The organism is Bradyrhizobium sp. 33ap4, from assembly GCF_032654765.1.
Classification (GTDB): Bacteria; Pseudomonadota; Alphaproteobacteria; order Rhizobiales; family Xanthobacteraceae; genus Bradyrhizobium; species Bradyrhizobium australafricanum.
This window is the reverse complement of sequence record NZ_JAUMTJ010000069.1, coordinates 1-14876: the sequence shown is the minus strand read 5'-3', so window position 1 is coordinate 14876 and position 14876 is coordinate 1. Positions and strand designations below refer to the sequence as shown.

General features: G+C 65.7%; 11 protein-coding genes and 1 pseudogene. 9 read left to right on the top strand and 3 right to left on the bottom strand.

Features of this window, described 5'->3' with window-relative positions:
* The first annotated feature begins 159 nt into the window (after positions 1-159).
* Positions 160-1020 (top strand): YihY/virulence factor BrkB family protein, encoded by an 861-nt coding sequence (locus Q2M23_RS36600; protein ID WP_370143883.1) that lies wholly within the window; start codon positions 160-162, stop codon positions 1018-1020.
* On the opposite strand, the gene Q2M23_RS36595 is transcribed toward Q2M23_RS36600, so the two are convergent.
* Both Q2M23_RS36595 and gluQRS read right to left on the bottom strand, forming a co-directional pair.
* Entirely contained in the window at positions 947-2293 is a 1347-nt protein-coding gene (locus Q2M23_RS36595; protein WP_316398635.1) for an ATP-binding protein, read from the bottom strand. The two genes, Q2M23_RS36600 and Q2M23_RS36595, sit on opposite strands and share 74 nt — an antisense overlap.
* A gap of 109 nt (positions 2294-2402) precedes the next feature.
* Positions 2403-3263 (bottom strand): tRNA glutamyl-Q(34) synthetase GluQRS, encoded by an 861-nt coding sequence (gene gluQRS, locus Q2M23_RS36590; protein WP_316398650.1) that lies wholly within the window; start codon positions 3261-3263, stop codon positions 2403-2405.
* Positions 3264-3395: 132 nt separating this feature from the next.
* Between gluQRS and Q2M23_RS36585 the strand changes: the two genes are divergently transcribed.
* Positions 3396-4049: a DNA-3-methyladenine glycosylase 2 family protein gene (locus Q2M23_RS36585; RefSeq protein ID WP_316398634.1), complete on the top strand. Its 654-nt coding sequence runs from the start codon at positions 3396-3398 to the stop codon at positions 4047-4049.
* A gap of 166 nt (positions 4050-4215) precedes the next feature.
* Positions 4216-5778 carry a glycosyl hydrolase family 17 protein gene (locus tag Q2M23_RS36580; RefSeq protein ID WP_316398649.1) on the top strand — a complete coding sequence of 521 codons (1563 nt, stop codon included), beginning with the start codon at positions 4216-4218 and terminating at the stop codon, positions 5776-5778.
* Between the two features lie 9 nt (positions 5779-5787).
* Here the strand turns inward: Q2M23_RS36580 and Q2M23_RS36575 are convergent, their stop codons facing one another.
* Positions 5788-6675, bottom strand: a complete 888-nt coding sequence (locus Q2M23_RS36575; RefSeq protein ID WP_057017747.1) for a LysR family transcriptional regulator — start codon at positions 6673-6675, stop codon at positions 5788-5790.
* A gap of 179 nt (positions 6676-6854) precedes the next feature.
* Between Q2M23_RS36575 and Q2M23_RS36570 the strand changes: the two genes are divergently transcribed.
* The 6 genes and pseudogenes from Q2M23_RS36570 (at position 6855) to Q2M23_RS36545 (ending at position 14680) form a co-directional block, all read left to right on the top strand.
* A complete protein-coding gene (locus Q2M23_RS36570; RefSeq protein WP_316398633.1) occupies positions 6855-7826 on the top strand; it encodes a nitronate monooxygenase family protein in 972 nt (323 codons plus the stop codon).
* Between the two features lie 29 nt (positions 7827-7855).
* Positions 7856-9046 carry an ABC transporter substrate-binding protein gene (locus Q2M23_RS36565; protein ID WP_229190368.1) on the top strand — a complete coding sequence of 397 codons (1191 nt, stop codon included), beginning with the start codon at positions 7856-7858 and terminating at the stop codon, positions 9044-9046.
* 15 nt (positions 9047-9061) lie between these two features.
* The gene (locus Q2M23_RS36560) at positions 9062-10579 is read left to right on the top strand and encodes an acyl-CoA synthetase (RefSeq protein WP_316398632.1); all 1518 of its coding nucleotides are present in this window, start codon (positions 9062-9064) and stop codon (positions 10577-10579) included.
* Between the two features lie 104 nt (positions 10580-10683).
* A pseudogene (locus tag Q2M23_RS36555) lies at positions 10684-11707 on the top strand (DUF2855 family protein).
* Between the two features lie 111 nt (positions 11708-11818).
* Positions 11819-13606, top strand: coding sequence for an NAD(P)/FAD-dependent oxidoreductase (locus tag Q2M23_RS36550; protein ID WP_316398631.1), 1788 nt, complete (start codon positions 11819-11821; stop codon positions 13604-13606).
* Between the two features lie 102 nt (positions 13607-13708).
* Complete coding sequence (locus Q2M23_RS36545) at positions 13709-14680, top strand: peptidyl-alpha-hydroxyglycine alpha-amidating lyase family protein (protein ID WP_316398630.1); 972 nt, start codon at positions 13709-13711, stop codon at positions 14678-14680.
* The last annotated feature ends 196 nt before the right edge of the window (positions 14681-14876 follow it).

Below are 14876 nucleotides of genomic sequence, written 5' to 3'. Positions count from 1 at the left end.
ACATAACACTGCAGGACGCGGACTTCCACACAGCCCGGCCATGCAACCAACTGGCTTTTCAGCGCGTAATATCAGATGCTGGGTCGGTTCTCGGGCCGAGCGGTTTTCGACAATGCCGGGTGGAATGTGAAGCAGCTTCGTTACGTCACCCACGTCGTGATGGATGCCTTTTACACGTTCCTCGCCGACGACGGCTGGGCGATCGCGAGCCACATCGCGCTGTCGACGCTGATGGCGCTGTTTCCGTTCCTGATCGTGCTGACCTCGGTGGCCGGCTTCTTCGGCTCCAAGCAACTCGCCGACCAGGCGGTCGGGCTGATGCTGCAGGTCTGGCCGCAGCAGGTCGCCGAGGCGCTGTCCGGCCAGATCCACGACGTGCTGACCAACACCCGCGGCGATATCCTGACCATCGGCGCGGTGCTCGCGGTCTACTTCGCCTCCAACGGCGTCGAGGCGCTGCGGGTGGCGCTGAACCGCGCCTATGCCGTGATCGAGCCGCGGCGCTGGTACTGGCTGCGGCTGGAGTCGATCGGCTACACGCTGGTCGCGGCGTTCACCTCGCTCGCGATGGCTTTCCTGATCGTGCTCGGACCGCTGATCATCGAGGCGGCGCGGCGCTATATCCCGTTCTTCGTCGAATCAAACGAGAGCCTGCTCAACACCGCCCGCTACGGCGTCACGATCCTGGCGCTGGTCGTCGCGCTCTTCATCCTGCACGCCTGGCTGCCGGCGGGCCGTCGCAGCTTCACGCAGATCCTGCCCGGCATCATCTTCACCATGGTGGCCTCGCTGCTCTCGGGCATCGGCTTCGGCATGTACCTGGCACGCTTCGCCAACAACTACGTCACGATGTATGCGGGGCTGGCCTCGGTGGTGATCGCACTGGTGTTCCTGTATTTCATCGCCGCGATTTTCGTGTTCGGCGGCGAGTTGAATGCGGCGATCATCAAGTCGCGGTTGCCGCACGGCGTGTCGCTTCATGCAGCGCAGTCGCGAGCGCCCGCGGGGACACAGGCTTGACCAGGAAGCCGTCTGCACCTGCAGCGCGCGCCGCGGCTTCGTCCTCGGCCCGGCCGGAAATCCCGACAATCATGATGCGACCGTGCGGTGGCGGCAGCGCGCGGATGCGCTTGATCGCCTCGATGCCGCCGATGCCGGGCAGCACCATGTCCATCAGCACGGCGTCGAAGGCGCCCTGCACGAGCCGGTCGGGCGCGGCCTCGCCCTGACCGACGAATTCGGCGTGGTGGCCGAGCTCGGTCAGGATCGTGTTGAGCACGACGCGGCCGAACGGATTGTCCTCGACACTGAGCAGCCGCAGCCCTTGCGATAGCAGCGCCGCCGCGCTCTCGCCGGAGGCGGTGCCGGCTGGCCCTTCGGCGGGCGCCAGTTCCACCTTGAGCGTGAAGGTGGTGCCCCCGCCGGCGCGCCGGTCCGCGACGATGTCGCCGCCCATGGCGCGCGCGAGCTGCCTGACGGACGACAGGCCGAGCCCGGCACCGCCGAACCGCGCGGCGATCGAGACGTTGGCCTGCGAGAACGGCCGGAACAGGCGCTTGACCTCCGATAGCGTCAGGCCAATCCCGCTGTCGGAGATCGCGAACGCGACGCCGATCTTGTCGCCGGACCTTCCCTTCACCGCGCCCACCGGCACGATACGCAGCTCAATGCTGCCCTGCTCGGTGAACTTCACCGCGTTGTCGATCAGATTTTCCAGCGCCGCGCGCAGGCGGACGGGATCGCCGACCGCGAAGGCAGGCAACTGGTCGGAGACCTCGACGGAAGCCTGCAGCCCCTTGGCCGCCGCGCGGCCGGCCAACGAATCCGCTGCGTGACGCGCCAGCGTGCGCAAGTCGAAGAAATCCTGCCGGATCTCGAGCCCCGGCCCCTCGCTCCGGGCGGCGTCGACGAACAGGGTCGCAAGGCTCGCCAGATGTTCGGCGCCGGCCTTGATGGTGTCGACCCAGCGCCGCTCGCGCTCGCCGAGATCGGATGTCGCGAGCAGATTGCTGATCGCAAGGATTCCGGTGAGCGGCGTCCGCACCTCATGGGCAAAGGCGGCAAGCGCGGCATCGACCATGCCGGGACCGGCCTTCGGGGCCGGCTTGGGCACGGCCCGCTTGCGGCGCGGCCTGGCGGCCACCTTGGCGGCGCGGGCCTTGGCCGTTCGTGTCTTGGCAGTTCGTGTTTTGGCAGTTCGTGTCTTGGCAGCACGCGGTTTGGCGGCGCGCGCCTTCGGCGGCGTCCTTTTGGATGGCCGCTTGCTGCGCCGTGCGCGCGATTTTGACGCCATGGTCTCCGTGATCCCCGCCCCGGTCAACAACATGGCATGCCAGGCGGGCCGGAGTCACGGCGACGTTTAAGTCGGAGGCCAAGCGGTCTTAGGAAGACAACTATAACACTCAACTCCTTGGCTCACAGAACGACATGGCTACGATCCGACTTCGCAATTCGCGCAGTCCGGTCGCCTGGGTCGATTTCGACAGCTTTTGGCCGGCCGCGTCTCGGATCAGCCGGTGGTGCCGGTAGTTTGGCGCGGGCAGGCCGAGCAGTTCCTGCAACAGCCGATGCACGCTGGTCGACCAGAACAGGTCAACGCCCCTGACGACATCGGTAACGCCCTGCAGGGCGTCATCGATCACGACCGAGAGATGGTAGCTGGTTGGGGTCTCCTTGCGCGCCAGGATCACGTCGCCCCAGGCCTCAGGCCGGGCCACGACGTCTCCGCTCTCGCCAGCCGGCCCCTCGCCCGCTTCCAGCCAACGCAGGTCGCCGGCGCGCGCGCGGGCTGAGGCCATGTCGAGCCGCAACGCGAACGGCACACCCTGCCCGATCAGCCGGTCGCGCGCCGCGGCCGACAGCGATTTGGCCAGCCCCGGATAAAGCGGCACGCCGTCCGGATCGCGCGGCCACGCGCCGCCGGCCTCGCGCTCCGCGACCAGCCGCGCGATCTCGGCCCGGCTTTCGAAGCTCGGGTAGACCAGCCGCTGGGCCGACAGGCGGTCGAGCGCCGCGCCATAGGCGCCGAAATGCTCGGACTGCCGCCGCACCGGGGTCTCCCAGGCGATGCCGAGCCAGGCCAGATCCTCATAAATCGCCTGCTCGAATTCCGGCCGGCAGCGCGTCGCGTCGATGTCCTCGATCCGCAGCAGCAAGCGTCCGCCCGACTGCCGCGCGAGGTCGTGGTTGAGCAGCGCCGAATAGGCGTGGCCGAGATGCAGGTAGCCGTTCGGACTCGGCGCGAAGCGGAAAACGGGTGGCATGGTCATCGGTCACGCATCATTGCCGGGCTTGCCCGGCGTCTCTGGTTCATGCGCCCGGACAAGACTCTGTTACGATAGGAGATCGATGCGCGGGTCAAGCCTGCGCCTGACAAGCCGGTGCAGACCCCGCAAATGCTGATTCACCTCGAAACCCAGGCCGACCTCGACGACGCGATCCTCAAACTGGTCGACCAGGACCGCCGCCTGCGCCCGATCCTGGAGCTGACCGGCATGCCGGCGATCCGGCAGCGCGAGCCCGGATTTGCCGGGCTTGCCGCGATCATCTGCGGCCAGCAGCTCTCGACCGCGAGTGCGGCGGCGATCTGGGGGCGCGTCAGCACGGCGTTCGACCCGTTCCACCATGACGCGATCCGCAAGGCGCGGGCCGACCGGCTCGGCCGGCTCGGGCTGTCGGCGGCCAAGATCAAGACGCTGAAGCACATCGCGCGCGAGCTCGCCGAGGAGCGGCTGAATCTCGACGTCCTTGCCAATGAGGAGGCCGATGCGGCGCACAACACGCTGACGGCGCTGCCCGGGATCGGCCCGTGGACCGCCGATGTCTATCTGCTGTTCTGCCTCGGCCATGGCGATGCCTGGCCCGCGGGCGACCTCGCCGTGCAGGAAGCGGTCAAGGTCGGGCTCGGCTTGAAGGATCGGCCGACGCCGAAGCAGATGGCGCCGCTTGCGGAGCCGTGGCGTCCGCTGCGCGGCGCCGCAGCGCATCTGTGGTGGGCATATTATCGCGTGCTCAGAAATCGCGAGGGCGTGATCGCCGGTGCAAAGTAGTCGTGGAGAAAAACACACCAACTGCGTGATCGCGTGATATAGAATCAGCAGACATATAGTTTTTCAATTTGCCGGCCTCGCCCATTTTGCACGCGCAGCACGTCCTTATTGCAAGGAGACGGACCTGATTTCTTTCCGTATCCCGCTGACGCTTCTCTCGTTATCCCTGGGCGCGATCGCCGCGGCGTGGTGGTGGCTCGGCATCCCGGTCGACCTGCCGCGCGCGCCGATCGATCCGAACGACAAGGTGCAATGCATCTCGTACGCGCCGTTCCGTAACAATCAGACATCGCTTTCGCCGGCGACGCAGGTCTCGCCGGAACAGATCGCGGAAGACCTCGCGCAACTCGCGAAGATATCCGACTGCATCCGCACCTATGCGACCGATCTTGGTCTCGATCAGATTCCCGCACTCGCGGCCAAGGCGGGGCTGAAGGTCATCCAGGGCATCTTCCTCGATCGAGACCGCAAGAAGAATGCAACGCAGGTCGCCACCGCGATCCGCCTCGCCCAGGAATATCCGGAAACCATCATCGCGCTCGTGGTCGGCAACGAAGTCTTGCTACGCAAGGAAATGTCGGCTTCCGACCTTGCCGCCACGATCCGCTCGATCAAGGCGCAGGTCTCCGTGCCCGTCACCTATGCCGACGTCTGGGAATTCTGGCTGAGCAATCGCGAGCTTTCCGACGCCGTCGACTTCGTCACGGTTCACATCCTGCCCTATTGGGAAAATGTTCCAATCCGGGCGGAAGATGCCGCCGCTCACGCCGACGAGATGCGCCGGCAGATCGCCGCGGCTTTTCCAGGCAAGGAAATCTTTATCGGAGAAATCGGCTGGCCCAGCGAGGGGCGCATGCGCGAGTCCGCGCTGCCGTCCCGCATCAATCAGGCGCGAGTGGTTTCGGAGGTCCTCGACCTTGCCCGGCGCCAGCATTTCCGCGTCAACCTGTTCGAGGCCTATGATGAAGGCTGGAAGCGGGAGATCGAGGGCACGGTCGGCGGCTCCTGGGGCCTGTTCGATTCCGAGCAGCGCATGCCGAAATATCCGCCGGGCCAACCGGTCAGCAATTTTCCGCTCTGGAAGCTGCAAATGGTCAGCGGAATGGGCCTGGCGATCCTCGTCTTCGGCGCGGCATGGCTGACCTTACGCCGCAAGCCGAGAAAGCCCGCATTCGCGTCGTGGCTTGCAGTCGCGCTATCGGCGACCACGGCTGGCATCCTGTTTGGCGTCGCCGAGCAGAGATTGGTCTATGAAAGCTACGGAACGGGAGGCTGGCTTGTCTGGGGCTCGCTGCTGGTGGCGGCCACGGCTTCGCCCGTGTTGAGCGCCAACGCCCTGATGTCGGGCCGCGCACCGCCCAGCTTTTTCGAAGTGTTGGGTCCGAAGGGCCATCACACTGAATCGGTGCTGGCGACCCTGCACGGACTGGCCTTGATGATCACCGTCGTGATCGGCACGGCGACCGCAATCGGTCTCGTGTTCGACCCGCGCTTCATTGACTTTCCCTTCGCGCCTCTCACCATGGCGGCGGTGCCCTTTGCTGCCGTGACGCTGCTCAATCCTCCCACGAAGGGAATCCGACCACTGGCGGAGTCGATCTTTGCCGGCATTTTCATTGCAACGGCGATCTACACAGGATTCAACGAAGGGGCGGAGAACTGGCAGTCGCTGTGGACCTGCGCGGCCTTCCTTCTGCTCGCAGTGACGCTGTTGCGGGCGCGTGCCTGACAACGCGCTCTAGCCGCGCAGCCTGACGCGGTCCTCGCGCGCGCAGTCGGTGACGAAGCCGATGACGGCGCGCACCGCGGGAAGCTCGACCAGATCGGGATGGGCGAGCAGCCAGAGATCGGAGAGGCTCGAGAGCTTTTGCGGCGCGACCCGCACCAGATCGGGGTAGTCGGCCCCGACCAGGCAGGACAGCGCGCAAATCCCGAGCCCAGCCCGCGCCGCTGCCAGCATGTCGCCCTGCGAGGAACAGCGCATCACCAGCGTGCCCTGTCGGGTGATGACGTCGCTCCAGCGCGCCAGATGCGCGTTCGAGGCCTGGTCGGCAAAGCCGATCACATGGTGGCCCCGCCACTCGTCCCGCCGCTCCGGCAGCTTGCGGCCTGCCGCATAGTCGCGGGAAGCGTAGAAGCCGGTGCCGAGCCGCCCGATCTTGCGCCCGATCAGGTTCTCCTCGCCCGCATCGACCGGCCGTAGCACAACGTCGGCCTCGCGGCGGCGCACGCTGGCCGGGAACGGATGGGTGATGATCTCGAGCTGGATGTTGGCGTGATCGCGCAGGAACGGGCCGAGGCGCGGCATCAGCCAATGCGCGGCCAGCGTCGCGCCGATCGACAGCTTCACGACACCGCGCGCCTGCCCACCGGTGGCGGACGCGGCCGCCTCCGCGCGCAAGGCCGCCGCGGCCATCGCTTCGGCGTGCTCGCGGAATTTGCGGCCATGCGACGTCAGCGACAGGCCGTCATTGGAACGCGCGAACAGGCGGGTGCCGAGTTGCTGCTCGAGCGCCGCGACGTTGCGGCCGACGGTGGGATGGCTGATGCGCAGCCGCCGTGCCGCCCCGGCAAGGCTGCGTGTCTCCGCCACCGCGACGAATGTCTTGCAAAGCTCCCAGTCCATGCCGCTCCCCTTCTTGCGACATCGTTCATTTCTGGTCGATCCGATGTTCAATATTGAACGTCATGACCGAGCCGTCCAGCCTTATATTGCCGCGCCAAGAGCGCCACCGCTCCAGCCATCACAATAAATCGCGATCCGCCCCGGCTGCCGGCCGGGCGACGCGCATGGAGGATCCGAAAATGACGCTGCCCGTTTCGCTCGCCAACAGGCTTGAACTGCCAGTCGTCGGCTCCCCGCTGTTCATCGTCTCGGGGCCCGAGCTCGTGATCGCGCAGTGCAAGGCCGGCATCGTCGGCTCGTTCCCGGCGCTGAACGCCCGCCCGGCCGAAAAGCTCGACGAATGGCTGACCCAGATCGAGAACGAGCTCGGCGAGTACCAGGCGCTGCATCCGGAAAAGAAGGTCGCACCCTACGCCGTCAACCAGATCTGCCACGCCTCCAACGACCGGCTGATGCGCGACATGGAAACCTGCGTGAAGCACAAGGTACCCGTGATCATCACCTCGCTGCGCCCGCCGTCCGAGATCGTCGAGGCCGCGCACTCCTATGGCGGCGTGGTGTTCCACGACGTCATCAACGTGAAGCACGCGCGCAAGGCCGCCGAGCAGGGCGTCGACGGCCTGATCCTGGTCTGCGCCGGCGCCGGCGGCCATGCCGGCACGCTGTCGCCGTTCGCGCTGGTGCGCGAGGTCAAGCAATGGTTCAACGGCACGATCCTGCTGTCGGGCGCGATCTCCGACGGCTGGAGCAGCGCATCCGCGCTCGCGCTCGGCGCCGACCTCGCCTATATCGGCACCCGCTTCATCGCGACCGAGGAAGCCAACGCCGATATCAGGTACAAGCGGGCGCTGACTGAATACGCCGCGCACGACATCGTCTATTCGAACCTGTTCACCGGCGTGCACGGCAACTATCTCGGACCGTCGATCGCGGCGGCAGGCCTCGATCCGGGCAACCTGCCGGTCGCCGACAAATCCAGCATGAACTTCGGCTCCGGCGGCAACATGAAGGCCAAGGCTTGGCGCGACATCTGGGGCTCGGGCCAGGGCATCGGCCAGATCACCGACGCCCCGCCGGTCGCCGAACTGGTGGCGCGGCTCAAGTCCGAGTTCGCCGCGGCGCGCAGCGACTTTCTGCGCACCAGCGCCTGACGCTGTTTCACAAAGTCCGGGAGTGAACCATGAAACGAGCGCAACACGCGCTGGCAGCCGCGCTTGCGGTCTGCGCGATCGCCGGCACGGCCGCCGCCGACAACGGCAACGAAGCGATCCGAATCGGCCAGACGCTGCCCTATAGCGGACCGGTCTCCGGCTTCGGCACCATCGGCCGCGCCCAGGAAGCGTTTTTCGCGAAGGTCAACGCGGAGGGCGGCATCAACGGCCGGCAGGTGAAATTCATCACGTTGGACGACGCCTATTCGCCGCCGAAGACCGTCGAGCAGACCCGCAAGCTGGTGGAGCAGGAGGAGGTGCTGATGATGTTCGGCTCGCTCGGAACCGCCACCAACAACGCCGTGCACCGCTATCTCAACAGCAAGAAGATCCCGCAATTGTTCGTGCTGAGCGGCGCGACCAAATGGGCCGACCCGAAGACCTATCCGTGGACCATGCCAGGCATGGCGTCCTACGAATCTGAGGGCGTGGTCTATGCCAAATATGTGCTGCAGGCCAAGCCCGACGCAAAGATCGCGATCCTTGCGCAGAACGACGATTTCGGCCGCGACTATGTCGCCGGCTTCAAGCGTGCGCTCGGCGGCAAGGCCGCGAGCATGATCGTCGCGGAAGCGAGCTACGAGACCTCAGCGCCCACCATCAGCTCGCAGCTCGCGACCCTGAAGGCGTCCGGTGCCGATGTGCTGTTCGGTGTCGTGCTCGGCAAGTTCACGCCGCAGATGATCAAGGGCGTGGCCGAGATCGGCTGGAAGCCGGACCTTTTCTTCGTGCCGACCTCCGCGTCGTCGATCTCGTTCCTGGAGCCCGCCGGGCTCGAGAACGCGGTCGGCCTGATCTCGTCCAGCAACCAGAAGGACACGATGGATGCGCAATGGGCCGATGATCCCGCCGTGAAGGACTATCTTGCCTTCATGAAGCAGTACCTGCCCAATGCGGACCTCAGCAACTCGAACTACTCGGCGGGCTATCATTATGCGACATTGCTGATGGCCGTGCTGAAGGCCTGCAAGAACGATTTCAGCCGCGAAAACATCATGCGCCAGGCGGCGTCATTGCGCGACGTTCCGCTGCCGCTATTGTTGCCGGGCATGACGGTGTCGACCGGGCCGGACGACTATCTGCCGTTCCAGCAGTTGCGGCTGCGCCGGTTCAACGGCAAGAGCTGGATCAGCTTCGGCGAGATCCTGGACGATCGCTAGGAGACGAGGCGCGACATGATCATCAGCGGCGACAGACAGATCAGCTACGGCGACATTCACGCCCGCATCGCGCGGGCGGCCAGTGGCTTCCGGACGCTTGGTGTGGAGGGCGGCAAGCCGGTCGGCATGATGCTGCGCAACGATTTCGCGCTGTTCGAGGTGGTCGCGGCCTCGGCCGCGCTCGGCAGCCCGGTGGTGCCGATCAACTGGCATCTGAAGGCCGACGAGGTCGCCTACATCCTGTCCGACAGCGGCGCCGACACGCTGGTCTGCCACGCCGATCTGCTGCCGCAGATCCGCGACGGGCTACCGCCGGCAATCAAGCTGCTCGTGGTGACGACGCCGCCGGAGATTGCCGCGGCCTACGGCGTGGCGCCGGCGATCACCCGTGTGCCCGACGGCATGACCGACTGGGACGTCTGGCGGGAGACGCATCAACCACTGACCGACGCACCGATCGGCGCGGCGCCGATGTTCTACACCTCGGGCACCACTGGACTGCCGAAGGGCGTTAAGCGCAAGCCGATGCGGCCCGAGCAGCAGGCGGCAGCCGCGCGGGTCGGCGCCATCACCTACGGCGTCAAGCCGAACGAGGATCAGGTGATCCTGATGAACGGCCCGATGTATCATTCGGCGCCGCACTCCTACGGGATGCTCGCGTTCCGCAACGGCTGCGTGATCGTGCTCGAGCCGCGCTTCGATCCGGAGGATCTGCTGCAACTGATCGAGCGCCACCATGTCACCCACATGCATATGGTGCCGACCATGTTCGTGCGGCTGCTGCGCCTGCCCGAGGAGACGCGGCGCCGCTACGACCTGTCGTCGCTGCGCTTCATCGTCCATGGCGCGGCGCCCTGCCCTGTCGACGTCAAGCGCGCGATGATCGAGTGGTGGGGACCGGTCATCAACGAATATCTCGGCTCGACCGAGACCGGCATCCCGGTCTGGCATTCGTCAGCCGAAGCGCTGGCCAAGCCCGGCACCGTCGGCCGCGCGATCGAGGGCGGCATCGTCAAGATCTTCCGGCCCGACGGGACGCAATGCGACCTCGGCGAGCCCGGCGAGATCTTCATGCGTCAGACGTTGATCTCGGACTTCGACTATCACGGCAATGCCAAGGCGCGCGCCGAGGCCGATCACGACGGCCTGATCAGCGTCGGCGATGTCGGCTATCTCGACGCGGACGGCTATCTGTTCCTGTGCGACCGCAAGCGCGACATGGTGATCTCGGGCGGCGTCAACATCTATCCCGCCGAGATCGAGAATGCCCTTATCGGCATGGCAGGCGTCCGCGACTGCGCGGTGTTCGGCGTTCCCGACGACGAATACGGCGAGCGGCTGTTCGCCTGCGTCGAGCCGGAAGCCGGCGCGACCCTGTCGATCAGCGCGATCCAGGATTTTCTCCGCGGCAAGCTCGCCAACTTTAAGGTGCCCAAGGATATCCGCTTCATGGACGCGCTGCCGCGGGAAGCCACCGGCAAGATCTTCAAGCGCAAGCTGCGCGACCTCTACCGCGAAGGACAGCTTCGCTGAACGATGTGACGGCGAAGCGAACGGCGTTTGAAACTTAGTTGCTGTTGCAAAAGGCCGGCAATCGACGCAACGATGCCGGCGCATCGGAAGCTGGGATCATCGCCATGAACTCGACCGACTTCATCGTCATCCGCAACGACCTGCAACAGTGCAAGGTGATCGAGACGCAGTTGCCCGATGCCGCGGCGCTGCCGGCCGATGCGCTGCTGGTGAAGGTGACCCGCTTCGCCTTCACCGCCAACAACATCACCTACGCCGTGATCGGCGAGCAGCTGAAATACTGGCATCTGTTCCCGGCGCCCGAGGGCTATCGGCGAAACGCTGTTCGGCTATCTCCCGATGGCGGCCCATCTGGTGATCGAGGCGGCCGACGTCAACAAGCGCGGCCTGCGCGATGGCGCGGCACACCGGCAGGAGGTCTCGCCAGTCTACAACGCCTATGCCCGCGTCTCCGGCGATCCGACCTATGCCGGTCAGCAGGGCGATTTCCGCGCACTGCTGCTGCCCTTGTTCATGCTGTCGTTCCTGGTCGACGACGCCCTCGCCGAGAATGCGTTCTACGGCGCACGCCGCGTCATCCTGTCGTCGGCCTCGAGCAAGACCGCGTTCGGCCTCGCCCATCTCGTGCACAAGCGGGGTATCCCCGTGATCGGGCTGACCTCCAAGGACAATGTCGATTTCGTCAGCTCGCTCGGTTGCTATGACGAGGTCGTCACCTATGACCAGGTCGCCGCGATCCCGGCGGCCGAGCCGACAGCCTATGTCGACATGGCCGGCAACAGTGCGCTGCGCGAAAGTCTGCACCGGCACTTCGGCGCGCAGATGGTCTATTCCGGCCGGGTCGGGCTGACGCACCGTGCGAGCGAGCCGGAGGAGCCGACGCTGCCAGGCGCCAAGCCGGTCTGGTTCTTCGCCCCGGACCAGATCCGCAAGCGCGCCAAGGAATGGGGTCCCGGCGGCATCGACCAGCGTTTTGGCGCCGCATGGGCGGAGCTCGTGCCGCATCTGCCGAATTGGCTTGACGTGGTCGAGCGGCGCGGCCCGGCCGCGGTGCGCGAGGCCTATCTCGATACCCTGCAAGGCCGAGTTCCACCGGATCAAGGCCTGATCCTGTCGCTGGCCGAATAGGCTCTATCTCGTCGCGCCCTTTCTGCACGCCTTCGAATGGGTATAGGCTTCGCGGAAAGGGAACGCCGCCAAGAAAATATCAGCAAGGCGGCCGATGGCGAGAAACGCTCAATGCTCGACAAGACGGACGATATTTCGGTCGCCGCCGACAATTGGCTTGTGCAGTTCGAAGATGCGCTGGCGAGCCCGGACGATGTGCTGCTGAAGCCACTGTTCCATCCCGACAGCTACTGGCGCGACGTGCTGGCGCTGAGCTGGAACATCCAGACCGTCAACCGGGCCTTCGCAATCATCGAGGAGCTGCCGGCGCATGCGCGTCACAGCGCGCCGCATGACTTCCGCATCGATGCCGATCGCGCCCCGCCCCGACGGGTGACGCGCGCTGGTACCCATGCGATCGAGGCGATCTTCAAATTCGAGACGGCGGTTGGCCGCGGCCACGGCATCGTGCGGCTGATCCCCGATGCCGCCGACGACGATCGCCTGAAGGCCTGGACCTTGCTGACGGCGCTCGAGGAGCTGAAGGGTTTTGAGGAGCAGCAGGGCCACACCAGGCCGCGCGGGCAGTCCTATTCGCGCGACTTCCGCGGCCCCAACTGGCTCGACCTGCGCAAGGCATCCGCCGAATATGCCGACCGCAACCCTGATGTGCTGGTGGTCGGCGGCGGACAGGCCGGGCTTGCGATCGCCGCGCGGCTGCAGCAGCTCAAGATCGACGCGCTGATCGTCGACCGCGAGGCGCGCGTCGGCGACAATTGGCGCAAGCGCTATCACGCGCTGACCCTGCACAACCAGGTACAGGTCAATCATTTGCCCTACATGCCATTCCCGCCGAACTGGCCGACCTACATCCCGAAGGACAAGCTCGCCAACTGGTTCGAATCCTATGTCGACGCCATGGAGCTGAACTTCTGGACCGGCACCGAATTTGTCGGCGGCAGCTATGACGATGCGGATGGGCGTTGGACCGTCGAGCTGCGCCGCGCCGACGGCACGACACGGACAATGCAGCCGCGCCATGTCGTGATGGCGACCGGCGTCAGCGGCATTCCCAATCTGCCCGACATCCCCGGCTTGAAAGATTTTGGCGGCAAGGTGATGCATTCCAGCCGCTACGAGGACGGCGAGAACTGGACCGGCAAGCGCGCGCTCGTGATCGGCACCGGCAACAGCGGCCACGACATCGCGCAGGACCTGCATTCCTCGGGCGCCGAGGTCACGCTGGTACAGCGCTCCTCGACGCTGATCACCAATATCGAGCCGTCGGCGCAGCTGGCCTATGCCGCCTACAATGAAGGTACGCTCGAGGACAACGATTTGATCGCGACCTCGATGCCGCTTGTGCTCGCCAAACGCAGCCATGTGCTGATGACCGAGCAGTCGAAAGAGCTCGACAAGCCGCTGCTCGACGGCCTCGCGCGCAAGGGCTTCAAGCTCGATTTCGGCGATGGCGGCACCGGCTGGCAGTTCAAATACCTGACCCGCGGCGGCGGCTACTACTTCAACGTCGGCTGCTCCGATCTGGTCGCGAGCGGTGCGGTCGCGCTGCGGCAATTCGCCGACATCGACACCTTCGTGAGCGAGGGCGCGCGGCTGAAGAACGGCGAGATCGTTGCCGCCGACCTGATCGTGCTCGCGACCGGCTACCGGCCGCAGGAAGAGCTGGTCAAGAAACTGTTCGGCGAGGCGATGGCCGCGCGCGTCGGCCCGATCTGGGGCTTTGGCGACGGCCAGGAACTGCGCAACATGTACACCCGCACGCCGCAGCCCGGCCTGTGGTTCATCGCCGGCAGCCTCGCGCAATGCCGCATCAACTCGCGCTATCTCGCATTGCAGATCAAGGCGATCGAGGAAGGCCTGTTGCCGCGCGACGTCGGGCCGGTGGCGAAGCTTTCGTAGAAACCTGCCGTCGTTCCGGGGCGCGAAGCGAACCCGGAACCTCGAGGTTCCGGGTTCGATGCTGCGCATCGCCCCGGAATGACGATCTTGGGGAGACATCTTATGCCAATCACCCTCGGCACCGGCGAACACCGCTATCGCGTGGTGGAGAACTTCGCAAAACTGCCCGACGGCCGGAGCCTGACCGATGTCGCGTCCGTCGCAGTCGACAGCAAGGACCGCGTCTATGTCTTCAACCGCGGCGACCATCCGATGGTGGTGCTCGACCGCGCAGGGAATTTCATCAAGAGCTGGGGCGAAGGCGTGTTCTCGCGTGCCCACGGCCTGCATATCGACGCCGACGACAATCTCTATTGCACCGATGACGGCGACCACACCGTGCGCAAATGCTCGACCGACGGCAAGGTGCTGCTGACGATCGGCATCCCGAACAAGCCGGCGCCGTTCATGAGCGGCGAGCCGTTCCACCGCTGCACCCATACCGCGCTGTCGCCGAAGGGCGAGATCTATGTCTCCGATGGCTACGGCAATGCCTGCGTCCACAAATACACGCCGGATGGCAAGCTGATCAAAACCTGGGGCGAGCCCGGCACCGACCCCGGCCAGTTCAACATCGTGCACAACATCGCGACCGACGCCGATGGCTGGGTCTATGTCGCCGACCGCGAGAACCACCGCGTCCAGGTGTTCGACGGCAACGGTAAATACGAGACGCAGTGGAACAACCTGCACCGGCCCTGCGCGCTGTGCTGCTGCGGCGGTGGCAAGCAGCCGAACTTCGTGATCGGCGAACTCGGCCCTGGCATGGCGGTGAATCGCAAGGTGCCCAATCTCGGCCCGAGACTGTCGATCGTGGATCACACCGGCAAGCGCATCGCGCGCCTCGGCGGCGAGCAAGGCCCCGGCGTCGAGACCGGCAAATTCCTGGCGCCGCACGGCATCGCGCTGGATTCCCGCGGCGACATCTATGTCGGCGAAGTCGGCGTCACCGACTGGAAGACCAGCTTTCCGGACACCGAGATGCCGGCCGCGGTGCGCGTGACGCGGTGCCTGCAGAAGCTGGAGAAGGTTTAGATTCAGTCTCCCACCGTCACTCCATCACCGTCACCCTGAGGAGCGCGCATCGCGCGCGTCTCGAAGGGTCGACGGCCCCCGGCTGGTGGCCGTGCATCCTTCGAGACGCCGCTTCGCGGCTCCTCAGAGCCTGACTGAAAAATGGGTGAGTGATCTCAGTGGGGTGTGATTCCATCGGATTTGCAAAGATTCGAGG

Coding starts and splice junctions, on each gene's coding strand:
- Q2M23_RS36545 (WP_316398630.1), top strand. CDS start 13,709: ATGCCAATCACCCTCGGCACCGGCGAACACCGCTATCGCGTGGTGGAG.
- Q2M23_RS36570 (WP_316398633.1), top strand. CDS start 6,855: ATGACGCTGCCCGTTTCGCTCGCCAACAGGCTTGAACTGCCAGTCGTC.
- Q2M23_RS36560 (WP_316398632.1), top strand. CDS start 9,062: ATGATCATCAGCGGCGACAGACAGATCAGCTACGGCGACATTCACGCC.
- Q2M23_RS36565 (WP_229190368.1), top strand. CDS start 7,856: ATGAAACGAGCGCAACACGCGCTGGCAGCCGCGCTTGCGGTCTGCGCG.
- Q2M23_RS36575 (WP_057017747.1), bottom strand. CDS start 6,675: ATGGACTGGGAGCTTTGCAAGACATTCGTCGCGGTGGCGGAGACACGC.
- Q2M23_RS36585 (WP_316398634.1), top strand. CDS start 3,396: ATGCTGATTCACCTCGAAACCCAGGCCGACCTCGACGACGCGATCCTC.
- Q2M23_RS36595 (WP_316398635.1), bottom strand. CDS start 2,293: ATGGCGTCAAAATCGCGCGCACGGCGCAGCAAGCGGCCATCCAAAAGG.
- Q2M23_RS36550 (WP_316398631.1), top strand. CDS start 11,819: ATGCTCGACAAGACGGACGATATTTCGGTCGCCGCCGACAATTGGCTT.
- gluQRS (WP_316398650.1), bottom strand. CDS start 3,263: ATGCCACCCGTTTTCCGCTTCGCGCCGAGTCCGAACGGCTACCTGCAT.
- Q2M23_RS36600 (WP_370143883.1), top strand. CDS start 160: ATGGATGCCTTTTACACGTTCCTCGCCGACGACGGCTGGGCGATCGCG.